The sequence below is a fragment of the Luminiphilus sp. nBUS_16 genome, from assembly GCF_051201645.1.
In the GTDB taxonomy this organism is placed as follows: Bacteria; Pseudomonadota; Gammaproteobacteria; order Pseudomonadales; family Halieaceae; genus Luminiphilus.
On sequence record NZ_CP179205.1, the window covers coordinates 2,158,423 to 2,181,025 of the forward strand.

18 protein-coding genes are annotated in these 22,603 nt (G+C 53.3%); 4 read left to right on the forward strand and 14 right to left on the reverse strand.

Annotation, left to right across the window (positions count from 1 at the left end):
- Window positions 1-4 precede the first annotated feature (4 nt).
- Complete coding sequence (locus ACMAY6_RS09600; RefSeq protein ID WP_435211342.1) at window positions 5-1,021, reverse strand: MDR family NADP-dependent oxidoreductase; 1,017 nt, start codon at window positions 1,019-1,021, stop codon at window positions 5-7.
- 129 nt (window positions 1,022-1,150) lie between these two features.
- Here ACMAY6_RS09600 and ACMAY6_RS09605 point away from each other — a divergent pair, with 129 nt between their 5' ends.
- Entirely contained in the window at window positions 1,151-3,127 is a 1,977-nt protein-coding gene (locus ACMAY6_RS09605) for a PQQ-binding-like beta-propeller repeat protein (RefSeq protein WP_435211344.1), read from the forward strand.
- A gap of 298 nt (window positions 3,128-3,425) precedes the next feature.
- Here the strand turns inward: ACMAY6_RS09605 and ACMAY6_RS09610 are convergent, their stop codons facing one another.
- The 6 genes from ACMAY6_RS09610 to ACMAY6_RS09635 are packed head-to-tail and all read right to left on the reverse strand — an operon-like array spanning window position 3,426 to window position 9,355.
- Window positions 3,426-4,430 (reverse strand): LLM class flavin-dependent oxidoreductase, encoded by a 1,005-nt coding sequence (locus ACMAY6_RS09610; RefSeq protein WP_435211346.1) that lies wholly within the window; start codon window positions 4,428-4,430, stop codon window positions 3,426-3,428.
- 14 nt (window positions 4,431-4,444) lie between these two features.
- Window positions 4,445-5,248: an alpha/beta fold hydrolase gene (locus tag ACMAY6_RS09615; protein WP_435211348.1), complete on the reverse strand. Its 804-nt coding sequence runs from the start codon at window positions 5,246-5,248 to the stop codon at window positions 4,445-4,447.
- Window positions 5,249-5,250: 2 nt separating this feature from the next.
- Window positions 5,251-5,907, reverse strand: coding sequence for a TetR/AcrR family transcriptional regulator (locus ACMAY6_RS09620; protein ID WP_435211350.1), 657 nt, complete (start codon window positions 5,905-5,907; stop codon window positions 5,251-5,253).
- A 36-nt stretch (window positions 5,908-5,943) separates the two neighbouring features.
- Entirely contained in the window at window positions 5,944-7,581 is a 1,638-nt protein-coding gene (locus tag ACMAY6_RS09625) for a long-chain-fatty-acid--CoA ligase (RefSeq protein ID WP_435211352.1), read from the reverse strand.
- 8 nt (window positions 7,582-7,589) lie between these two features.
- Entirely contained in the window at window positions 7,590-8,612 is a 1,023-nt protein-coding gene (locus tag ACMAY6_RS09630; RefSeq protein ID WP_435211354.1) for a phosphotransferase family protein, read from the reverse strand.
- Window positions 8,609-9,355 (reverse strand): SDR family oxidoreductase, encoded by a 747-nt coding sequence (locus ACMAY6_RS09635; RefSeq protein WP_435211356.1) that lies wholly within the window; start codon window positions 9,353-9,355, stop codon window positions 8,609-8,611. The genes ACMAY6_RS09630 and ACMAY6_RS09635 overlap by 4 nt, the downstream gene beginning before the upstream one ends.
- A 305-nt stretch (window positions 9,356-9,660) precedes the next feature.
- On the opposite strand from ACMAY6_RS09635, the gene ACMAY6_RS09640 reads away from it, so the two are divergent.
- Window positions 9,661-10,956: an acyl-CoA dehydrogenase family protein gene (locus ACMAY6_RS09640; RefSeq protein ID WP_435211358.1), complete on the forward strand. Its 1,296-nt coding sequence runs from the start codon at window positions 9,661-9,663 to the stop codon at window positions 10,954-10,956.
- Window positions 10,957-11,089: 133 nt separating this feature from the next.
- Entirely contained in the window at window positions 11,090-13,153 is a 2,064-nt protein-coding gene (locus ACMAY6_RS09645; protein ID WP_435211360.1) for a PQQ-binding-like beta-propeller repeat protein, read from the forward strand.
- On the opposite strand, the gene ACMAY6_RS09650 is transcribed toward ACMAY6_RS09645, so the two are convergent.
- Window positions 13,147-13,281 carry a hypothetical protein gene (locus ACMAY6_RS09650; RefSeq protein ID WP_435211362.1) on the reverse strand — a complete coding sequence of 45 codons (135 nt, stop codon included), beginning with the start codon at window positions 13,279-13,281 and terminating at the stop codon, window positions 13,147-13,149. The two genes, ACMAY6_RS09645 and ACMAY6_RS09650, sit on opposite strands and share 7 nt — an antisense overlap.
- A 167-nt stretch (window positions 13,282-13,448) precedes the next feature.
- Window positions 13,449-14,015 carry a rhodanese-like domain-containing protein gene (locus tag ACMAY6_RS09655; RefSeq protein WP_435211364.1) on the reverse strand — a complete coding sequence of 189 codons (567 nt, stop codon included), beginning with the start codon at window positions 14,013-14,015 and terminating at the stop codon, window positions 13,449-13,451.
- 370 nt (window positions 14,016-14,385) lie between these two features.
- Here ACMAY6_RS09655 and ACMAY6_RS09660 point away from each other — a divergent pair, with 370 nt between their 5' ends.
- Entirely contained in the window at window positions 14,386-15,627 is a 1,242-nt protein-coding gene (locus ACMAY6_RS09660) for an O-antigen ligase family protein (protein WP_435211365.1), read from the forward strand.
- A 172-nt stretch (window positions 15,628-15,799) separates the two neighbouring features.
- On the opposite strand, the gene ACMAY6_RS09665 is transcribed toward ACMAY6_RS09660, so the two are convergent.
- From ACMAY6_RS09665 to cofH, 5 genes are all read right to left on the reverse strand, one after another.
- Window positions 15,800-16,636 (reverse strand): glucose 1-dehydrogenase, encoded by an 837-nt coding sequence (locus tag ACMAY6_RS09665; protein WP_435211367.1) that lies wholly within the window; start codon window positions 16,634-16,636, stop codon window positions 15,800-15,802.
- A 35-nt stretch (window positions 16,637-16,671) separates the two neighbouring features.
- A complete protein-coding gene (locus ACMAY6_RS09670) occupies window positions 16,672-17,244 on the reverse strand; it encodes a nuclear transport factor 2 family protein (RefSeq protein ID WP_435211369.1) in 573 nt (190 codons plus the stop codon).
- Window positions 17,245-17,248: 4 nt separating this feature from the next.
- Window positions 17,249-19,477: a TonB-dependent receptor gene (locus tag ACMAY6_RS09675; RefSeq protein WP_435211371.1), complete on the reverse strand. Its 2,229-nt coding sequence runs from the start codon at window positions 19,475-19,477 to the stop codon at window positions 17,249-17,251.
- Window positions 19,478-19,583: 106 nt separating this feature from the next.
- On the reverse strand, window positions 19,584-20,051 hold the full coding sequence (locus tag ACMAY6_RS09680; protein WP_435211373.1) for a nuclear transport factor 2 family protein: 468 nt from the start codon (window positions 20,049-20,051) through the stop codon (window positions 19,584-19,586).
- 170 nt (window positions 20,052-20,221) lie between these two features.
- Window positions 20,222-22,546, reverse strand: coding sequence for a 5-amino-6-(D-ribitylamino)uracil--L-tyrosine 4-hydroxyphenyl transferase CofH (gene cofH, locus ACMAY6_RS09685; protein ID WP_435211375.1), 2,325 nt, complete (start codon window positions 22,544-22,546; stop codon window positions 20,222-20,224).
- Window positions 22,547-22,603 lie beyond the last annotated feature (57 nt).

Below are 22,603 nucleotides of genomic sequence, written 5' to 3' on the forward strand. Positions count from 1 at the left end.
TTCCCTAACCCTCTCCAACAGCGACGAGATTTTTACCTTGGGTAGTGCCCGCCATCATGGCACTGTAGGCAGCCCCTGCCTCCGGCAACCCCTGAGTGATGTTCTCCATTGCTTTGAGTTTCCCTGAAAGCAACCAAGATTCCAGTGCGGCTGATGCTGCGGGTAAATCATCGAGATAGCTGTACAGCAGGAATCCCTGCATTTTCAGTTGTCGCTCCACAACTTGCCATAGGTTGTATAACGGCGTGGGCGTCGCCGCGTTGTTATAGTCGGAGATCATCCCGCAACCCACGATACGGCCGCCCTGAGCCATAGCCATTAAAGCGGCATCAAGGGTCGCCCCACCCACATTGTCGAAGTAAACGTTCACGCCCTCTGGGCAGGTTCGAGCAAGAGCTGCAGCCAAATCTGGCTCTTTACGATAGTTGACAACAGCGTGGGCACCCAACTCTTTTAACACCACCTCGGCCTTATCGTCAGCACCAACAATGCCCACCACGCGGCACCCCTCAAGGGCGGCAATTTGACAGGCCATACTGCCCGTTGCCCCCGCGGCAGCACTCACAAGAACCGTCTCTCCGGGTTTAATACCACCAATGCGATGGAGCCCGACATAGGCCGTCTGACCCGAGCCACCCAATGCTCCGGCATACCAACTCAGGGGGAGCGCCGGGTTGGGGGTTAGCTTTCTGAGTAGCACTGTATTCCCGTCACTGAGCGAGTAGTCCTCCCAATGGTGTAAGCCAAAAACTAGATCTCCGGGCTCAAAACCCAGCAGTTGAGAGGTTTCTACACGGGCTATAGATGGGCCCCTTATGGCGCCGCCCAAGGCAATAGGTTCAAAATAATTCGCTGTACCGTCTAACCAGCTTCGGATGGCGGCCTCTAAAGACAGGTAAAGATTGCGAACCACCATCTGCCCCGGGCCTGCACTAGGCACTGGCGCTGTAACTAGACGAAAATCATCTGCGACGGGTACACCCTGAGGGTGAGCAGCAAGCACGACTTGGCGATTTATCATGTCAAACCTCTTGTTATTTTAATCTGCTCCATAGGGATACAGCGCAAAAAACCTTATACTGATGCCATAACAATTCCAACCAAAAACACCGACGACGACATTAACAACGAGTCGCGGTAGAGGGGTCTCATGCGTAGTCATCAATTTAGCCTTTTAGGCCGTTATCTGTTCGACGGAAAGTCCCTTGCCCTTATGGCGTTTATCCTGTGTGCTTCGGTTTTTTTGGCCAATCAAACATCCGCATCAGACAGCGCGGCTGTACTGACCTCAACTGACGAGCTTCAAGCTGGCGGCGAGTTTGACAACCGTAGCGCTCTACCGGGAGCCGCGCTTTACAACACCCACTGTGCCACCTGCCACCTTGGCCAAGTTTACAAAGCGCCTCATCAAACGTGGCTTGAAATGATGTCTCAGAAAGCTCTTTACACCACTATGACAGAAGGAATCATGGCCCCGCAGGCCTCCAAGCTTTCGGAGCAGCAAAAAGTCGAGGTCATTGAATACCTGACCTCGCAACGCTATACCCCAGCAAAGTCAGCATCGCAGCCGGTTAATATCTGCACTGGCGACGCGGCAACTTTTGCAGCCTGGGACAACCAAGAGATCACCGGCTGGGGACGAGACACGTCAAGGTATGTTCCAGACGCGGTCGCAGGCTTGAACCAAGCCGACCTTCCAAAACTGCGACTTAAGTGGAGCTTTGGGTATGCCGGGGCCTTTAGAGCGCGCTCGCAACCGAGCATAGCAATGGGCGCAATCTATACGGGCAGTCAGGATGGCACCGTTTATGCTCTGGACCTGGAAACCGGTTGCGTTCGCTGGTCTTTTTCAGCTAGCGCAGAAGTACGAACCGGTATTGTATTAGGGCAACATGGCGAGACACGCCCTCTGGCGTTCTTCGGTGACATCATTGCCAATCTCTATGCCGTTGACGCCACAACCGGGGAGCTGGTTTGGAAGATCAGCGCCGACGACCATCCCAGCGCAACCCTTACGGGCACCCCTGCCTATCATGCGGGTATTGTTTATGCCCCCGTATCTTCCCTTGAGGTCACAGCGGCCGCAGACCCCGACTACCCCTGCTGCACTTTCAGAGGCAAAGTCATTGCAGTCGATGCAAACTCAGGTTCTACCACCTGGGAGAGTTACACCGTACCCGAACCCCCAAGTCAGCAAGGAGTATCGAGTGTAGGCACCGCGATACTCGCGCCGTCGGGCGCACCCGTGTGGAATAGCCCGACACTCGATCCAGCGAACAATCGACTATTTTTTGGCTCGGGGGAAAATTACTCATCTCCAGCCGATGGTAATAGCGACGCAATCTTTGCGGTGCGCATGGATACCGGTGAAAGACTTTGGACCCGTCAAGTATTTGCCGGGGACGCCTGGAACGTGGGTTGTATGATGTCGGTTAACCACCCCAACTGCCCTCCCGAGATGGGCCCAGACTACGATCAGGGTTCCAGCCCGTTATTGATCAAACGTCCCGAGGCTGAAGATGTCATTGTTGCGGGCCATAAAGATGGCAGTGTCGTGGCTTATGATGCCGCGACCGGAGCACAACGGCAGTGGGTGACCAAAGTTGGCCGTGGCAGTATCCAAGGTGGCGTACATTTTGGAATGGCGGCAGAGGGAACTCGAGTCTACGCCCCCATTAACGATATGAACGATACACGCAACGGCGAGGACTTGGACCCAGCGTTGGCCCGTCCTGGGGTTCATGCTATCGACGCTGAAAATGGCGCAGTGCTTTGGAGTCATGTACAGGAAGACATCTGCAGCGACGATCGCCCACTGTGTGACCCCGGCGTGTCTGCCCCGCTGACCGCCCTCACCAATGCAGTCATCGCTGGACATCTTGATGGCCACCTGCGCGCCTACGACGGCCAAACCGGTGAGGTTATTTGGGACTATGACACCAAGCGTGATTTCAACACCGTCAATGGGGTCGCTGCATCTGGCGGTGGCATGAGCGGCGCAGGCGTTACCGTTGCACAAGGCCACGTTGTCGTGAATTCAGGGTACGGGCTTTACTTTCATGAACCCGGGAACGCCCTTTTGGTTTTTGCAGTTGACGAAAGCCCGACATTGACTGCCAATCAGTGAACTCCGCTAGCCACCGATCACTGGGAGCAGCGCAGAGAGGCGCCTCCCTGTTTCACCAAAGATTGAAAAGTGCCAAACCGCGGATTGCAAGGTACACGGGTTTCCTCTGCCCGGGCTGCTGATAGGCAACACCCCCTAACCTAAGAGCAATTGATTGACACTGTCGACAATCAGACGTGGCACAGACATACACGACGCTTAATGCGTGGACTGTAGGGGCATCTTTGCAATGAGTGAAAGCAAAAAAGCCGGCGATAGCCGGCTTTTTCCAAGAGCTGTTGAGGTAACGTCTTACAAATTAACCTTTGAGGCGAGGCAGAACCTTCTCTGCGATGTAGTTCAAACGGCGATTTCCTGACTCGACGCTCTCTCCAGGAAACTGAGCCCAGAAGTGAATATCTGAGATCATGGGATACGTTTCAATCATAGCGGAGAGTTTTTCGACAGCCATATCGGCGTCCCAAAGTTCATAGAGTCCGTTATCAATCGCAGACCTCGCATCGGGGAACAAAGGCGTCTGATCCGGTGGCCCAAAGGCGCCCCAACGTATGTACTCGTTGGATTGATAAAGCACATGCTCGCCGACGTTAGCAGCCTCGGCCTCAGGGTCTTCAGCGATAATCGCCCAGCACCCTAAAATAATATTGCCTTCTTCCGGCGACTTACCATTATTTTTAAGCGCTTCTACATATACATCCATACCAATCCCACCGGTACAGAGGAAGCCATCGGCAATCCTTGCGGCACGATCAATAGCCGGGGGCGCCATGCCGCCCAACAGAATCTTGGGGGCCCGCTTGGGGGTCGGTGTTATGCAGAGGTCCCCCACACTAAACCGCTTGCCTTCAAAATTTACCGGCTCACCCGACCAGGCGCGACGTAAAATCTCAATGCCCTCCTCTACGAGGCTTGGGCGGTGTGAAATCTTGCGGCCAAACTGTTCGAACTCAAGCTGTCGGTAACCAATGCCTACGCCAAGATCAAAACGCCCGCCTGTCATAAGCGACAGTGTTGCAGCGTCTTCAGCGATACGAACTGGGTCAGCGATCGGCAACAGCATCAGATTGGTGCCCAGCTTCATGTGCTTGGTTCTTGCGCCGATCGCCGCGTGAATCATCAGTGGCGATGGCGTATAGCCGTCGTCGCAAAAATGGTGCTCCGTCAGCCATACCGAATCAAAGCCCATACCCTCTGCGGCAACAATCTGATCCAGCCGCTCCTGATAAAACACCTCAAAATCGATTTGCCAAGGCTTGGGATTACGAAAGTCATACCACAATCCGAAATCTACTTGATTAGTCATTAAAACTCCCTGGTCTAATTAGATGCAACGAAGCGAATCAAACTTTCTAGATAAGCCTCACGCTCTTCGATAAATGGCGCGTGACCACTCTCCGGAAACTCGACGCCCTCGGCCTTGGGATGATTCTCTGCGACCCAACGGGATATTTCCGGAGCAACAAAACCGTCCTGCCCACAGATATACGAGAGGATGGGAATATCCAGTTCAGCCATAATGTCGCGTTGATCGAGATGAGCCAGTTCACCCAACGTCGCCGACGCGCGGGCAGCAGAACCAATGAAAGTGTCGCCCATCCAAGTGAGCAAGGCATCAGACACTGGCTTGGCAGTCACCGCATGGGCTAGTCCTGCCAAGAATGTCACCCGGTCCGCATTCATTGCCTGCACTATTCCTGCCACATCTTCAGCGTTACCGCCTAACGCCAAGTCGGGCTTTTGCGTGTAAATTGGACTGGCGCCCGCCGTTAGAATTAATGCCGCACAACGCGCTCCCAAAGAATGGGCCGCTCGTGTTGCCACAGCTCCGCCTAAAGACCAGCCATTGAGATAAACCGTTTTAAGCGCTAGTGAATCGACAAGAGACACAACATCGGCTGCGATTGCATCGATGCTCAAATCTGCAAAATCATGATCGGAACGCCCGCAACCACGATGATCGATAGTGATAACACGAAGACCTGCGTCTAGAAGTGGAATCAGTACGCCATCCCAAGTGCGACCACTCATACCCCAGCCATGGATCAGTATTAGTGCCTTCTCCCCTGAGCCCACATCTTCAAAGTAGATGGACTTTTCCCCGTCGACCTTTAATCGTGCCATGTTTAGTGCCTCGCGTTAATTACGTAAAAGGTCAGCATTTGCTCGAGGTAGGCGAAGAATGCATCGAGATCAAGCGCATCTGCTGCAACGACCCATTGATAAATCGCACCAAACATCATCGAACAGTAAACCCCCGCCAATTGCTGACAGTCGATGTCCGCGCTGAAATCGCCGGCCTCAACGCCCTGCTCCAGCCATTTGGAAACGTCCCGTCGATAAATTTTGTGGTGGTGGGCAAGACTGGCGCGAATATCAGAAGCTTCTCCTAGGGACTCGTACCACAAAATGTACATGGCTCTCAGGTAGCCAGATTCCACTCGAAAAATATCGCGCTGGGCGTGGATGGCACAGCGCAGCGCATCTAATCCAGATTTATCCTTGATGTAATCTGCAATATGCTGCTTCCAAATATCATCAAATTTATCGAATAACTCCATCCAAAGGCCGTCTTTCGATCCAAAGCGATAACTCGCCAAACCTCGGCTGTAGCCAGCGTGCTCTCCGATATCCTTGAGCGTAGTCTTCGCGGTACCGCGTTCATTAATGAGCTCAATCGCCGCCTCAAACATTTTTTTATCAGACTGAGCACTGCGCTCTGCCTGTTTGTTGATGGCACCTGATTGATCATTAGATGTGGTTTTTACAACACTTTTACTCATGGACAAGCTGTCCTTCTTATTTTGTGGTTGGTGCATTTATTCACGACAAATCTCGATAGGCAAGTGACCGTCACCATGATCTAAACGGAGCTGTTTCTTATCCAACTTGCCCACACTGGTTTTGGGTAACTCAGAGACAAAAGACCAGTATTCAGGCACCCAAAACTTAGCTACTTTGTCTTGCAGGAACGCTCTGATTTGGGCCGCAGAGGCGAGTAGTTCATCCGCACAAACAACAACCGCCAGTGGTCGCTCCTGCCAACGCTCATCGGCAACGCCAATAACCGCAACTTCAGACACTCCCGGAGTTTGTAATATGGCATCCTCAAGATCAACCGAAGAAATCCATTCGCCTCCCGACTTGATAACATCCTTCATGCGATCAGTCAGTTGCACATACCCCTGCCTGTCAATGTGTCCCACGTCCCCCGTTCTCAGCCAACCATCTGCAGTAAAAGCGTCACTCTCAATATCAAGGTAACTTCCCGTCACCCAGGCACCCTGCAACTGCAGTTCCCCCACCGTGTGTCCGTCCTGAGGCAGAAGGCAGTCAGCCTCATCAACGACGCGCACGCTCACCCCGGGGACGGGCCGACCACTCTTCATCCGCCATTGCGTCTCTGGCGTGTCAGCCAAGTCTTTTGGCGGGTGTGACAGCACACACATCGGGCTGGTCTCGGTCATCCCCCAACCTTGAATGACAGGGACACCCCAGCGGTCACGCGCGCCCTCAATCATAGACGACGGCACGGCGGATCCGCCGCACACCAAAGCTCTGAAAGTGCCCATCTGATCTTGGGTCAGCGCCTTATCTCGCAAGAGGTCGCCTAGTATCGTAGGCACCATCGCCGTTAATGTGGGTTGTGACGCCAAAATCATCGTTTTTAAATGTTCGAGCTGAGTGTGAGGTCCGGGCATCACCATATCCGCACCCGACATCCAACCGCTGTAGGGAAAACCCCAAGCGTTGGCGTGAAACATGGCTGGCAGCATCAATATGGTGTCTCGCTCTTGTACACCGAAACTGTCTACAGATCGCGAAGCCAAAGCATGAAGATAGGTCGTCTTGTGACTGTAAACAACGCCCTTAGGATTACCCGTAGTGCCACTGGTGTAACAAATTCCTGCCGCCTGTGTCTCTGGAATTTCCGGCCAGTCATGATGCTCTAGCTGGTTATCAAGCAGGCTCTCCAGGCTAATAATTCGGTCGTCCTCAAGACCACCTTGAGGATTCGCAACAATGATATGTCGTACCTCAGGAATTTGACTGAGAACGGGGCGAAACTGGGCCTCCAATCGACCATCGACAAAAACACAGCGATCCTGCGCGTGGTTGATAATATAAGCAATTTGGTCCGCAGCAAGCCGGCAATTAAGCGTGTGCATGACCGCACCCATACTAGGGGCGGCAAGATAAACCCCTAGATGCGTCACTCCGTTCCAAAGAAATGTGCCTACTCGATCGCCACTGCCAACGCCCAATGTCGCCAGCCCATTCGCCATTCGACCCGCCAGTGATTCTATCTCCCGGTAGGACCACCAATGGAGATCCACGCCGTCATAGTCGGCGACGCGACTGCTAGAAAAATGACGAGCCCCAAATTTAAACAGAGTGGCCACCCCAAGAGGCGTATGCATCATGGTGCTCATCATGCTGGGGTCATTGACGGCCATAGGTTGCGCTACCAATTTCCAGCCGCGGCCTGCTCGGCCTCGGCTAATAACGCAGGGACATCGTGCTCGAGTCCGGCAGCGTAGGGGGTATTAACTTTACCCTCCACGTAGAGACCATAAGCACCTTCTATTATTGCAGCGAGTCGCCAAGCAGCGAGTGCGATGTAGTAACCCATTGCGTCAGTGGAGCGACCCGTCTCACTAGACCAAACCCCAGCCAGATGCCTTCGGTCGACAACCCCTGAACGCCTTGAGATCGCTTGCAAATGAGAAAACGCCGGGGGGACACAGGCGCGCTTGTCACCCCAAAACAACAGTGCCAGCGCGACGTCCATTGCCGGGTCACCGACAGTGGCGAGCTCCCAATCAATAATGGCCTTGATCTCTGGGGTTTCCGCGCTTACCAAGGTGTTGTCAAGATGGTAATCACCGTGGATCAGCGCCGGGCGTTCTGTATCAGGCCTATTATCCTGTAGCCACGCACCCAGTTCGAACAGCAGCGGAAGCTCTCTGACAGCGTATTCTTTACGAACAGCTAACCAGCGCTCTAACTGGCGACTGACAAAATTATCAGGGCGCCCTAATGAAGACAGGGCCTCATGAGGCCAAACAATGCTGTGGACGTCAGCGAGTTGTCGCATCATGTCTTCACCCAGCGCGTTGGTAGCTTCCACGGGGTCCCAATCGGCGTTGGGGAGTGTTGCAGTTACCGAGCTGCCATTGATCCACTCTTGAACTAAAAAAGGCCGCCCCATCACCTCGGTATCATCGCACCAGGCGATTAGCTTAGGAGCCTTAACGATGCCTTCCACAAGTTTCAGCACTTTAGACTCGCGCTCAATTCCCCTGGCAGAATTCGGCGAGATAGCCTCGTCCGGCGTTGTTCTGACAACGCATGATTGTTCGGCACCGGAGAAGTGCCAAGTTAAATTTGAGTTACCACCGCTCAAGGGCCCTAAAAACTGAACATTAGACCAGTGAAGGTTTTCTTGGAGCCAGCGACAAACGGCATCCTGAGACGCGGTACTCATGGACTGACAACCCCAAAACTGCACATGAGCCCGCCGTCGACAGGGACTGTGGCTCCGGTCATGTAGCGACTTTGGCTAACCCAATAGACAACTTCAGCAACCTCTCGGTCTTGACCCAATCGGCCCATCGGAATTTTTGCTTTCATATTATCCATCGCAGCGTCAGTCAGTCCCGAGGTCATATCAGTCAAAACTAGGCCCGGAATCACGAGATTGACCGTGATGCCTTGCTTGGCCATCTCAATGGCCAGTGCGTTAGTCATTCCCGATAGGCCGGCCTTTGACGACGCATAGGCCACATCCCCGGGAAATCCTCGAAAGCCTACGACAGCACCGATATTTATAATGCTGGCTCCCACCTCCATATGCGGCTTTGCCGCCCTGATCATATTGAGGGCTCCAGTGAGGTTGACGTTGAGAACGGTTTGCCAATCTTCAGGGCTCAACCGCTCGACTTTGCCGCCCCGATGGACGCCAGCGTTGTTGACGACAACATCAATGCGTCCAAAGGTCGCAATGGTCTCATCAACCGCACGTTGGGCAGCGGCAACATCACTCACGTCGGCTTGAATCGCTACCACACCTGCGCCCAAACGGTTAGCCGTACTGACAGCTTCCTCACCTCTGGCCACAATCACTACGCGGCACCCCTGCTCCTTCGCTCGAGCCGCAATTGCAGCGCCGATACCCCGAGACGCACCAGTGACCAGCCATACCGGTTGATTGCTAGGGTCACCGCTCATTATTTTCTCCAATTCAAACGCCATGGTGTTTTCGGGTTATTATTGAGTTAAACTTGTTCGGAACAAGTTACAACTAGCTGGCAATTTTAACAACCCCAGATGTGCACCAAATTCTTCGTCGGAGCGTGTAAAACCTACTGAAAACACAACTCATAGACTGACTGCACATTGCTTGTTTGCGTTAAGCAAGTCTACACTTATCATTACACAACAAGGGCTCGACCGCATCTCCTAGCCACAGACATCAGTTTGAGGCATTGAGCAGAGCAAATCGGGCATGACACGATGGATTGAGGAGATCACCCATGACATGGTCGTTTGAAACGGACGCCGACTTCCAAGAGTCACTCGATTGGATTGACACTTTTACTAAAGAAGAAATTGAGCCCCTCGATTTGGTCTTCCGCGAACCGGGGGACCCCTGGGACCCCAACTCACCAGCCGCCGCGGCCATGGCACCACTGCGAGAGATTGTTAAAAGCAAACGACTTTGGGCATGCCACCTCGAGCCTGAATTGGGCGGACAAGGCTACGGCCAAGTCGCCTTGGGTCTTATGAATGAAATCTTGGGAAGAAGCCGTTTCGGGCCCAGTGTTTTTGGTTGCCAAGCGCCCGATTCGGGTAATGCCGAGATATTGGCCAAATTTGGGACAGAGGATCAAAAGGAAAGGTTCCTCAAACCGCTGCTTAACGCCGACATTGCCTCGTGCTACTCAATGACCGAACCCCAAGCAGGCGCCGATCCCGGAGAGTTCCTTTGCACCGCAACTCGAGATGGCGATGAATGGGTCATCAACGGTGAAAAGTGGTTTGCCTCTCATGCACGCTTTAGCGCCTTTTTGCTGGTCATGGTTGTGACCAACCCTGATGTGCCAATTCACAAAGGCGCGTCTATTTTTCTGGTTGAGCAAGGCACACCGGGCATGGATATCATCCGGAATTCGGCTGTGGGACCCTATGTAGAACAAGGTGACGGTGTTCACGCTTACATTGAGTTTAAAAACTGTCGCGTACCGGCAAGTAATCTGCTGGGTGAAGAAGGTGACGGTTTCTTAGTTGCCCAGACTCGCCTTGGCGGTGGTCGCGTACACCACGCTATGCGCAGCGTGGGTGTTATCCGCAAAGCTATCGACATGATGTGTGAACGCGCCTTGAGCCGTAAAACGAAGGGCGAACTCCTTGCCGACAAGCAGATGACCCAAGAAAAAATTGCCGACGCCTATACCATCATGATGCAGTATCGACTGCATGTTCTGTACACCGCCTGGCTGATCGATAAGCACAAAGAATATAACCGCGAGGTCCGCAAGGAAATCGCTGCAATCAAAGCCGCGACACCTAAGGTGCTTTTGGAAGTGGTTTCTCGCGCCATGCACCTCCACGGCAGTTTAGGCAGTTCTGACGAAACGCCGCTGGCCCATATGTGGGCCAATATCCCTGAATTAGGTGTCGTTGACGGACCAACAGAAGTCCACAAAATAGCCGTCGCCAAAGGCGTCCTGCGCGATTACGCCCCGCACGATGAGCTGTTCCCTTCGTACCACACGCCCACTCAACGCGCCCAAGCTTTAGAGAAGTATGGCCACTATTTAGAGAGCTAAAGTAACGCCGCTGGAAGCTGCAGAGTAATTCGATGTTCGTGGAGCATCGAGCCTGCAGCTTCAAAAGCGGCTTGATAACAAGCGCAACGCATTGAAATCCCCCCACCCAATGCGAACTACCGGAGCTAATACTATGAGGCTGTTCACACTCATCACGTTTTTTCTGGCAGTGCCGACGATAGTTCAGGCCTCTTCCTCCACACAGGTGCTGTACGAAGAGCAATGCGCCTCCTGCCACAGTAGCAGCTTGCGTGGGTCCGCTCATGGAGCGGCATTAGCGGGAAAACCCTTCCTTGATAAATGGCGCGAACAAGATGCTCAGGCGCTTCTTAGCCTGACTATGAGCAGCATGCCCCCGGGCGAATCACACACTCTATCCGAAGATGAACACGCCTCACTGATTCAATACATCATCGAGCACAATGCCGCATCGCTAAAGGGCTCCAATTTATTGGCAAGTTCAGGTGGCCTCAAAGCCGGCAAGGGCGACGCAGAATCGGCGGCCGTCGAATTTTCTGGGGCCGATGCCGTCATGGACATGGCGCGAAATGCCGGTCAATTTGAACCGCAAATGGTCGAGGGATTTCGCCCGGTCACCACCGCTGACATCAATACCCCCCCCGACGCCGACTGGCTTAATTGGCGACGCACACCTGATGGTCATGGACACAGCCCACTCAAAGCCATTAATCGGTCGAATGTTCGTCAACTGGGTCTAAGCTGGTCCATCGCCATGCATCAAGGCAGTAACCAAGGCACGCCCTTGGTAAGAGATGGCGTCATGTTTCTGACCCACCCCAACAACAAAATACAAGCTATCAACGCAGCCACAGGGGATCTTATTTGGGAGTATCAATACAACTTCCCCAAGGGTTCTAGGCTGCTTGGTGGGCCAACACGCAACATAGCTATTTTTGAAGATCGCTTATTTCTTGCGACCTATGACGCCGCTGTGGTGGCCATTGATGCACGGAGTGGTCAGCAGTTGTGGCGCAGCGAAAAAGCCGATTATCGCAAAGCCTATACCCACAGTGCTGGACCCATCATCGCCGATGGCATCGTGGTGAGCGGCATTAATGGGTGCGAGCTGTTTACTGAGGATGGTTGTTTTATCACAGGACACGACCCTGCGACCGGTGCGGAGCTATGGCGCACCTCTACCCTAGCCCTGCCGGGTTCTCCTGAGTTCGAGAGTTGGGGGGACATTGCAGCAGACCGGCGAGGCGGCGGTGATATGTGGATTGCGGGTTCCTACGACGCCGAACTTAAGCGGGTTATCTTTGGCACCTCCCAGCCAAAACCTTGGGCGGCAGTAAGTCGAGGAATGTCTACAGGTGATGCCGCGCTCTATACCAACTCCACGTTAGCCGTCGATCCTAAGACCGGCGAGATGGCATGGTACTTTCAACATATCCCGGGCGAGACTATTGATATGGAGGTCGGATTCGAGCGAATTTTGACCACCACCAATGGCGTACCTGAAGTTATGACTGTCGGTAAAGACGGCATTCTGTGGAAGCTGAATCGTCAAACAGGCGAGTACATCGACCTTATGGAGACCATGGAACAAAATATTTTTACCGTGAACCGTGACACAGGAGCACTAACGTACCGCGAAGATATTGTTGAAGCAGACATTGGGGATACCTTCACAGCCTGTCCAGGTATTTACGGCGGCCATAACTGGCAGTCAGCAGCCTTTGACGAGACTGCGCAGCTGCTTTTTCTGCCGGTTCATCAGCTCTGTTCCGACATGACACCGCGTGCAGTAGATCTAGGGCCCGGTGGCGGCGGTTATGGCGCTGATGTTGCCACCTACCCCATGCCCGGTAAGGAAGACGCGGTTGGCAAACTCATCGCAGTTGACGTGGTGAACATGAAACCAGTGTGGGAGGTCGAACAGGCCGCCCTGTTCTTGAGCGGTGCCCTAACAACCGATGGCGGTCTGCTCTTTATCGGCGATCTCGATCGGCGGTTTAAAGCGTTGGACACTCAGACAGGCGAAACCCTATGGTCGACACGTCTGCCTGCACCAGCACACGGTTACCCTATTACCTATGCCGCCAATGGCCAGCAATTTGTGGCGATTCAAACTGGCATTGGTGTATTTCGCGCGTTGACCGCCGTGCTCTTCCCGGAGATTTATCAACCCGCAGATGGGCAGGGGCTATTCGTATTTTCAATCAATAGTCAGTAACCCCAACTGTCAGCGATACAAACACTAGCGCCCGCCTGTGCCAGTGCGAGGGCAATGCCACGCCCTGTGCCGCCATGACCTGGGCTCAGCGGCTCCAGCGAGTATTCAATTTTGAGGCCTGCGGGCATGACGTGTTCATTGAGCGAACCAAAAAAAAAGAAAGCTAGGCAGTTCAATCTCGGGGGGAATAGCCGCCGTGACGTGTACAGTCCGGCGGCTGGTATAAGGTAAGCTCGGAACCTTACGACTAACCGGCGGTCACGCAGACCGAATTAGCCTGCAGTTCGCACAGCGACTAAAAATCGCCCTCGACTGTGGTCAGGCCTAGAGCGTCCCAGTCCAGCATGCCGCCGCGGTAGTAATAGATTTTATCCGCGGGAAAGCCGTCTCGAATCATGGCGCGCATCGCTGTCGGGCTTTGTGGGCAAACGGGACCATTACAAAATCCCACTACATTCACAGCACCCGTGCAGTCCCAACCTGCTGCGCCTTTGAGACAACCGAGCTCATCCATACGCATGGCCACCTCGGTGTAAGGGATATTCACCGCGCCCGGAATCGTGGCGTCTGAAAACCAGTCCTCAGTGCGCATATCGACCAAAGTAAAGGCGGGGTCGTTGATGGCATTGAGCACCTCAATTTCCGTCACTGGCACAATGCCCGGCTCGGGCACCAGCGGCTGCAACCAGCCTTTATTCTTCGCACAAGCCGTCATTTGCCGAGTGATCGACAACTCTTCTCCCGAGGGCAGAGTGGCCACAAAAACGTCGTCCTCACCCAAAATCCGTAAATTCTCTGCCTGAACCGAAACCCCTGACGCCGCAATGCATAGCAGTATGATTACCCCAATTAATTGTCTCATCAAAAAATCTCCTATCGAGACTCAAGCGTCTCGCTTTCCAAAGGTTATTTATTTTTAGTCTTTAGATATAAGATAAAAGCATAATGAACCAGCCGGGTAAAGCCACCCAGCTCGGCCATTAAAAAGCGCGGCGTCCGGTCTCTTAAATACAACGGCTAACATTCAACCCCGCCACCTATTGAACGGCCGGTTTTACAAAGGCCAGTAACCTTAAAGATCTGGGGTGTTAGACTGGCGTCGCCCTTAACGTCGAGACCCTGTCGTTGCTGAACTTTGCTATCACCTCAAAATTTGTCGCCATCGTTGTTAACGCTTGTTACTGCCGCCTTTTTTGCGTTGCAAACACGCCCGGTAAAACGACAGCGCTATCGTGATAACACGACTTCTCAAGTGCTCGCTGGCTTTATTTGCCATCTCACCTTTGGTTAACGTCGGGCCAGTCAATGTCACCGCGTTATTACTCCTTCTCACTAGCGCTCTGCAGCTGTCCACCCAGCCACAACAGTTTTTTGTGTTCTGGAGGCAATACTGGGGCTTCATGCTGACGATGGTGGCCCTGACGAGTGCATTTCTGCTGTCGAACCTGCTCAACAACAACGTCAACATATTGGACGCAACTTTTGCACAGGGCCGGTGGTTTTTGCTGCTCGCGGTCGCATCACCTGCCGTTGTTTGCAACCTCAACACCAGAGACTGGCGCGAACTTAGTTATTTTTCCGCATCGATAGCACTCTTGTTTACTGCGGTTTATCTTGTCGATGCATTTACCTACCTGACTCTAGGGTCGAATTTTGTACTTGACCTAATCGATGCAAAGCGCGGCGACCCAATCAGACCTTCTTGGGTTTTCAACCCGCATCCGTTTTCGAGAACTTTACTGGCCGCTATGCTGCTGCTGCTCGGGTGCGCTCTGGCAGACAACAGCCGGCTAGCCCGTGCACTTTGCTGTATCGGCATCCTCGGCCTAGGTGCTTTGCTGATTTTGGGCGCAGTGCGTACGGCATTTATTGCCGTTGCGGTGCTGGCCTGCTTGGGCGTATTTTTGTACCGAGGTAAGGCCCTGTTGAGAAGTTTGAGCGCCGGACTGCTACTGAGCGCTGTGGGGCTCTGGTTTAGAGGTCAACTCTTTCCAATGGATCAGACCGATAAGAGCCTTGGGCTTCGTGAAGCACTCTTTGAACAGGGCGTTGATGCTTTTTTGGCAACACCGTGGTTTGGCGGGGGCTATCAGGCGTCCAGAGCTATTAGTTGGCCACCTGAACTCGCAAAATTCGCTAGCGCCCAGACTATGGAGACCACCAATACACACTTGCAGTGGCTGGAAATGCTCGTGAGTTACGGACTGCTAGGGGGGCTGCTTTTCACCGCGCTTTGGCTGCTGAGCGGCTGGCTAATATTAAAGGCATCAAACCGGTATTCAAGTACTCAAAAACTTGCCGCAGTTCTATTATTTCTCAACTGGACCAGCCTAACAATCGCCAGCTTCACCACCGTTTATCGTGAATCTGAATGGGCGCTGTGGGTCGTGACGCTCCTCGCATCCCTCAGCCTGCTCGAGCGACAAAGCATCGCGAGCGGCCAGCCGCATACCGCGTCTAAGCCTGCGCACTAGAATCGTCCTCAAGCGGACTGCAAAGGGAATATCTGAGCAACCGCAGGGTTAAAATCAAGCAGCGGCCACACCGAAACCTTCAAGTAAACCCCCTACAATCATAAACTCGTCGATCAGGGTGCTCCGAGGGCCCCCATAACATCCACAGCAAGCTTCTCTAAAAGTGACCGGCTTACATTCCGCTCTTACCGGCTTCGCGTAGGATGGGCTGATACTCGGCGAAATTTGGATCGCCGGGCTTCGAGCCCGTTGTAAGGCCCGCATCAATCGCAATCGTTTGACCATTCACATAGCCCGACTCGTCTGATGCTAGCCACAGCACTGCATTGGCGACATCCTCAGGCATGCCAGCGCGTCCCGGAAGCGGCGATAATTCAGCGAAAGTAGGAATGGCTTGTTCAACGCCATCCGGGTCCCCCACGGTGGCCGCTGCCGCCAAGGGTGTGGCTATAAGCCCAGGTGCCAAGCAATTTACCCGCACACCAAAGGCACAAGCTTCAGCAGCCAGATTCTTTGTAAGGCCTACTACAGCATGTTTAGCCGCCGCATAGGCATGAGGCCCAAGCCCCCCCATCACGCCCGCCGTGCTACTCATACTGACAATAGAGCCACGCCCAGCACGCTTCATATGACCCGAGGCGTGCTTCATGCCATAGAAAACGCCGTTTAAAAGAATATCTAACGTGAGTTTCCACTCATCAGTAGGCGTCGTATCCATAGGGCCAATGGCACCCACGATACCCGCATTATTAAACATCACGTCAATGCGCCCATGAGCCGTAATGGCCGCATCAACCAAACCTTTCACGTCCTCTTCTCGAGTGACATCGCAGCGCAAACCAATCGCTTGGCCATTGAGCGACTCGACAAAACTGGCCAAGCGATCTTCTTGAATATCGCCCAGCACGACCTTAGCGCCATGTGCCACTAATTTTTCTGCCGTCGCCGCGCCAATGCCGCTGGCGCCGCCAGTGATAACGGCCACCTGCCCTTCCAGTCGTCTTTCCATTTGCTGCACTCCTAAATCTTGGCAATCATCACTAACTACACTGAGGATAATTGATAAATGAAATCGTCGGGAAAACGCTGACCCACTACACTGGCATCCAGAGCAGACATACCCCGTGCCGAGGGTGGATCAAGACGCATCCAATCGGTCATACCCGTACGGTGGATGATTTTCCACTGACCATCACGCAGCTCAAATTTATCGAGGTATCTACCGCCAACAAAAAAATCCATCTCAGTATCAAAGGCGTCGGGACCCGCCAGGGGGTCACCCGCCCCGCGCATCTTGTGAAACGCCGTGAAATAGGTTTCGACATGGGCCGTAGTTTCCCCAGTCAGTTCTATCAGCGTATTACCTAATTGATGGTGTGTTCGCGCATGAGCTTTCAAAACAGCCATCGCGTAGCGCACAAAATCCCCCGGGTCATCGTCAGTAGCCAATCTATCAGGCGCCGAAGAGGGCCCCTCATAGAAGTGGTTATGTGTTGACTCAGGATGGAATAGTGTCCTCAACAGCGCCTCGTCGAGACGGTCAATGGCCCGTGCATAACGGACCACCACCTCGAGAATTTCCTGCTTCGCCAATAACTGAGAGAGAGCGTCGCTCACGGCCTTACTGTCCAAAGTTCCAGACGATCTCCGCACCAATGGTTCTTGGTGGGCGCGTTGCCGCGTATGACCACAGGCCCGCCACATCGTAGCCGTGAGTATATCCGTCCTCATCAGAAAGGTTACGTCCGAACACGCTCAAGCGAAGATCGTTAATTTCCCAGTTAACCGACGCATCGAGTAGGTGCTGACCGTCATTCTTGAGCTCAGGTGCATTTGTCACGTTAACGTAATGCTCGCCTAAGTAATGGTAGGCCCCTCGAACCCAGATACGACCACTCGCCGTTGGCCACTCGTAGGTCGCATCGACGGTACCCGTTAGATCAGGTGCGCGGCGAAACTCTAGGTAGCTAAAGTCGACCTCTTGACCGCTTTGTAAGTCGGTGTAACCAAAACTGTCATATTCGGTATCTAGGTAACCGACATTGGCGCGCAATGTCAGACCTTCACCAATGATCGCCTGCGCTTCCAGCTCTACGCCCCAAATCTCTGCTTCCGACGCATTAGTAACAACTGTTTTTTGCCCCGTACCGGTATCGGAGGGCAGCTGTAACTCTTCCTGCTTGTCGTCGTAAACCATGTAGAACACAGCACCGTTAAATCGCAGCCTGTTGTCGGGACTCTGATGCTTAAAGCCGAGTTCGAAGTTATTAACCGTCTCTGGATTGTATGGTTGTGTCGCCTCCTCTGGTGAGTTGACCCGGCCATTAAATCCGCCCGACCGGTAACCCGACGAGTACGTCGCATAGGTCATCAGACTATCACTCAGCTCATAGCGTAGGCTTGCCCGTGGCGTAAACTCACTCCAAGATTCATCAGCACTCGCCGTTACGTTGCCCGTTTGTTCCGTGCTCTTTTCGTCTTTGGTGTAGCGCCCGCCAAAGTTCAACGTCAAAGCGTCAGTAATGCGCCAGTCGACATCAGCGAAAAGGGCTTGGGACTCACTCTCTTGTCGCGTTTTCTGCAGGATATCGAGGATAGTGCCGGGAACGACAAAGCCCACCCAAGAACGCAACGGAATCTCATACTCGGAGTCCCAGAGGTAAGCGCCCATCACCGCGTTAACGGCACCGCCGTTGTCCCAAGCCAAACGAAGCTCATGGGACGTTTGCTCATAAGTCGCTGGGCGAGTCGTCCCGTACAGAAAGTCAGGCGTACCGTCCCAGTTAGAAATGATCGTTTCGTCAGATTCATAGCTGCCAAAAACATAATCGACACTAATGGCTTCGGTTGCTTGCCAGCGGGCTTCAATGATGTGCGTGTCGGCATCGAATGTGGCCGCCATATCAGCCTCTACAGCCTGACCGGGAGAAGAAAAGGCAATGATTTGGTCGCCAGGATTGGGGGGGATATAACCGACATTAGAAGTTTTTCGCCGATCACCCGTGATGGTTGAATCTACGCTGGGAGAACAATAACCATAACCTGAGCAAAAAGCGTGACGTGCCTGCCCGGTATTCAGCAGCGGCGGGGTATCTTGGTCAGTTTCCTCAAACTGCCCCGTGTATTCGAGCTCGAGATTATCCGTAGGTGTCCAAAGAATGTTGGCACCAAATGATTGGTAATCATTACGGCCGACATCGCGACCGATTTCATCATTGTCGTAGTAGCCTTTACTCTGATCGCGCTTCGCTGCAGACAACTTCACACCGACGTTGTCACCCAGACCAAAGTTAAAAATACCATCCATGTAATAGGTGTCGTACTCCTCGTAGCCTGCGCGAATCTTGCCGCCCAATTCGCCAGTGGGCTTGCTGCGGGTGATATTGATGATGCCGCCAATCGTGTTGCGGCCAAACAGCGTGCCTTGTGGACCCCTGAGCACTTCCATGCTTTCTATATCGATGCTGCGCAGTAAGCTACCGGCATTTGAACCGATAAACATGCCATCAACAATCACACCAACAGCGGGGTCAAAGTTTTTCTCAACATCCGCAACGCCGACGCCGCGGATAAAAATTGCGGCAACCCCACCGGGCCCTTGAGCGGTATCGTCAATCACAATGTTAGGTGAAATATTGGCCAGATCTGTAATATCCCTAGCGAACTGCCCTTCAATTTCAGACTTGGTCAGTGCACTCACGGAAAAGCCGACATCTTGCAAGTTCTCGGAGCGTTTACGCGCAGTAACGACCACCTCCTCAAGGGCCAACTCCTGCGCTTTTACTTCTACCGTTGCCGTTGCTGAAACGATGCCAGCGAGTACTGCTATTGCTAAGGGATGCTTTTTCATGTCGTTGCTCCGGTGATAACGTTATTTATAAATTATAGATTTAGCGTGAGCTTGGTCTTCTACCCTGTTTCAAAATGGTGCCCCCACAAATCACTGGGCGCTGTCTTTATTCTGGCTTGCTAAGTGTGTCTCCCTCGAAACTATTGAAATAATGGATGACAACATCGCGCCGACGGATCTTCCAAACACCATCCCGACGCTCCACCTGATCGGTATAAGTGGCTCCAACAAAGGTTGCATTCGGACTACCCGACAGTAGACCGGTACAGTCGACGTCGCAGCATGCTGTTGCGTGATCGGGATCAGTAAATTCCACCACTTGGTTGGACGTAATGTGTTGACTCATTCCCCATGCTGGCCAGAGCACATCGTGCAGCGCACTCAAAATACCGGCATGCCCAGCAAAATCGCCAAAAGGCGGGCCAATGGCCCAAACGCAGTCTTCCCACCAAATACTCAAAAAGCGTGCTTCGTCGCGCTTATCAAAACCGTGACAATAGGTTGACGCAAGGTCCTCAATCGCTTGGCGACTTTCTATACGATCAATTTTTGCCTGCAATTCGTCGATGCTCACTGCTACAGCCCCCACGTCTTACCTACCACACGGTCACCACGTTATTTTTAGCACACTGCATTGACACAGCCTCACAGCATTTGTAACCCGCTATTACTAATCCGGTAAACGGCTTGTTTGTTACTAGCAAGCTAAAAAAAAGTGGGAGCGACGTCAAGCCCGATTTACCCTCAAGCCCGTTTTTTTTCTGCTTTAATTTTTGCCATTGGCTGTTCAAGGGGCAATATTTGCAACGGCGTAGCCTGAATTTGCGCCTTTCGCTCTTCGGGAGGCGAGCCATAAAGCGTTGTTCGCTGCGACGGAACACGACCCACCCCAAGGATTGCTGACTCCATGGCCGCCGGCGACCAGCATTGCCCATGCCCTGCCCCGGCAGCACGAGAAATACTCTCATTCATAAGGCAGCCGCCCAAGTCGTTAACCCCAAGATTTAAACAGTGCAAAGCTTCTACCGGCCCTAACTTCGTCCAAGACGCCTGAATATTGCGAATGACGTCACCAAGGACAATTCGAGCGATAGCATGCATGCCTCGAGACTCTTCTCTCGTCGGGCCAGGCCGGGCGTGCCCACGTCGGTACAGGGGCGCCTCTCGAGCCACGAATGGCAGGGGTACAAATTCGGTGAAACCGCCCGTTTGAAGTTGTAAATGACGAACCGCTAACAGGTGCGTTGCCCAATGCTCGGCGTGGTCAATATGCCCAAACATAATGGTCGCTGTGGAGCGCAGCCCGACCCGGTGTGCGGCCGCCATAGTCTCCAACCACTGCCCCGCACTGAGCTTGTCAGGGCAAATTTTGGCACGCACCCGATCATCTAATATTTCAGCTGCGGTCCCGGGCACGGTATCCAGTCCTGCTTTCATGAGAACTCGCAGGTAGTCTTCAATGCCCAGCCCAAGCGTCTCAGCGCCATGGTGTAGCTCAAGTGGAGAAAAAGCATGCACATGCAGCTCAGGCTCTGCAGCTTTGACGGCTTCTACGATAGTGCGGTAAGTGTTGCCGTCGTAACCGGGGTGAATTCCTCCCTGCAGACAGACCTCGGTAGCCCCTAGGCCCCAGGCCTCCGACGCTCTGCGTGCTAACTCGTGACCTGTAATGTCATAAGGGCGCTCGCGACCCTCTGACTTAGGTAGCCCCTTTGAAAACGCGCAAAACGCACAGCTGTACTTACACACATTTGTATAGTTGATATTACGGTTAACGACAAAAGTTACCGTTTCTCCCACCTGCTCTGACCGCAGCTGATTTGCGCATTCGTAAATCGCTTCACGATCGATATCAACGGTCTGAAACAGGCGAACCACATCACTATGTTCGAGGGCTTCGCCGCGGCGACGGCGATCCAGAATTGCAAGAATTTCACGACTCTGACTCAGGAGGGCAGGACCCTTCGAAACCGAAGGGGGGCCTAGCTCAGGCTCGCCGGGGCGCCATTGATCAGAGCGCACCCGCCCCTCAGAGTCTGTGACCTCTAAACATCGAGGGCGAATGCGATCGTCTAACCAACAGGGGTCATTGAGATACTGGCCATAAACTGGCAACCGCGCCCGCAGTACTTTTCCCGCCGCCTCCGTAACAGCTGACAGTCGCATGATTTCCGGCCAAGGTGCCTCGGGATTGACGTGATCGGGGGTTACTGGTGAGACACCACCCCAATCGTTTAAGCCTGAATCCGCAAGCAACAGTAAATCGTCTGGGGACAAGTTTGGGGGTGCTTGAATGCTTATGTCGGTCGGCAAAATCAAGCGAGCAGCAGCAATCGTCCAAAGCAACTCCGATAACGAAACATCGGGCCAATTTGCCATTCGAGTACCACTTTTGGCGCGGAAGTTTTGAATAATTACTTCTTGAATGTGCCCATATTTAGCATGTAGGCGCGCAATATTTTTTAAATCACTAATGCGCTGTGCGCGATCCTCACCGATACCCAAAAGAAGCCCCGTCGTCGTGGGTATTTTGAGGCGTCCAGCACGAACGAGTGTTGCTAGGCGTCGCCAGGGTTTTTTATCGGGGGAGCCAAAGTGCGCACCGTCTCGCGCGAGCAGCGCTGGTGAACCCGACTCAAGCATCAAACCAAAAGACCCCATGACTGGGCGCAACTGTGCTAATTCAGCTCGAGATAATGTTCCCGCATTAACGTGGGGAATGAGTGTTGTTTCCGCAACAATTGCTTTGCAAGCAGCAGTGACATAGTCAACCGTGCTTGAGTACCCGTTCTCTGCCAGCCACACCCGTGCTGCCTTATAACGGAGCTCAGGTTTTTCACCCAGCGTGAGTAACGCTTCCGTGCACCCTGCGGCCTGCCCTTCCCGAGCCACCGCCAAAACTTCATCAAGGGTCATATACGGCGCTGCTAAGCGACTCGGAGACTGCGCAAAAGTACAGTAGTGGCAAACATCGCGACAGAGTTGCGTCAGTGGGATAAACACCTTGGGGCTATAGGTAATAACGCGACCAAAACTGCTGTCACGCCGCTCCCGCGCACAACCTTCCATTGCAGAAAGCTCCGTTGTGGTAACGACAGACCCAGTGTCACCGGCGATCCGGTTTCT

Coding starts and splice junctions, on each gene's coding strand:
- ACMAY6_RS09605 (WP_435211344.1), top strand. CDS start 1,151: ATGCGTAGTCATCAATTTAGCCTTTTAGGCCGTTATCTGTTCGACGGA.
- ACMAY6_RS09600 (WP_435211342.1), bottom strand. CDS start 1,021: ATGATAAATCGCCAAGTCGTGCTTGCTGCTCACCCTCAGGGTGTACCC.
- ACMAY6_RS09620 (WP_435211350.1), bottom strand. CDS start 5,907: ATGAGTAAAAGTGTTGTAAAAACCACATCTAATGATCAATCAGGTGCC.
- ACMAY6_RS09635 (WP_435211356.1), bottom strand. CDS start 9,355: ATGAGCGGTGACCCTAGCAATCAACCGGTATGGCTGGTCACTGGTGCG.
- ACMAY6_RS09610 (WP_435211346.1), bottom strand. CDS start 4,430: ATGACTAATCAAGTAGATTTCGGATTGTGGTATGACTTTCGTAATCCC.
- cofH (WP_435211375.1), bottom strand. CDS start 22,546: ATGGAAGGTTGTGCGCGGGAGCGGCGTGACAGCAGTTTTGGTCGCGTT.
- ACMAY6_RS09630 (WP_435211354.1), bottom strand. CDS start 8,612: ATGAGTACCGCGTCTCAGGATGCCGTTTGTCGCTGGCTCCAAGAAAAC.
- ACMAY6_RS09655 (WP_435211364.1), bottom strand. CDS start 14,015: ATGAGACAATTAATTGGGGTAATCATACTGCTATGCATTGCGGCGTCA.
- ACMAY6_RS09650 (WP_435211362.1), bottom strand. CDS start 13,281: ATGCCCGCAGGCCTCAAAATTGAATACTCGCTGGAGCCGCTGAGCCCA.
- ACMAY6_RS09625 (WP_435211352.1), bottom strand. CDS start 7,581: ATGGCCGTCAATGACCCCAGCATGATGAGCACCATGATGCATACGCCT.
- ACMAY6_RS09615 (WP_435211348.1), bottom strand. CDS start 5,248: ATGGCACGATTAAAGGTCGACGGGGAAAAGTCCATCTACTTTGAAGAT.
- ACMAY6_RS09675 (WP_435211371.1), bottom strand. CDS start 19,477: ATGAAAAAGCATCCCTTAGCAATAGCAGTACTCGCTGGCATCGTTTCA.
- ACMAY6_RS09640 (WP_435211358.1), top strand. CDS start 9,661: ATGACATGGTCGTTTGAAACGGACGCCGACTTCCAAGAGTCACTCGAT.
- ACMAY6_RS09665 (WP_435211367.1), bottom strand. CDS start 16,636: ATGGAAAGACGACTGGAAGGGCAGGTGGCCGTTATCACTGGCGGCGCC.
- ACMAY6_RS09645 (WP_435211360.1), top strand. CDS start 11,090: ATGAGGCTGTTCACACTCATCACGTTTTTTCTGGCAGTGCCGACGATA.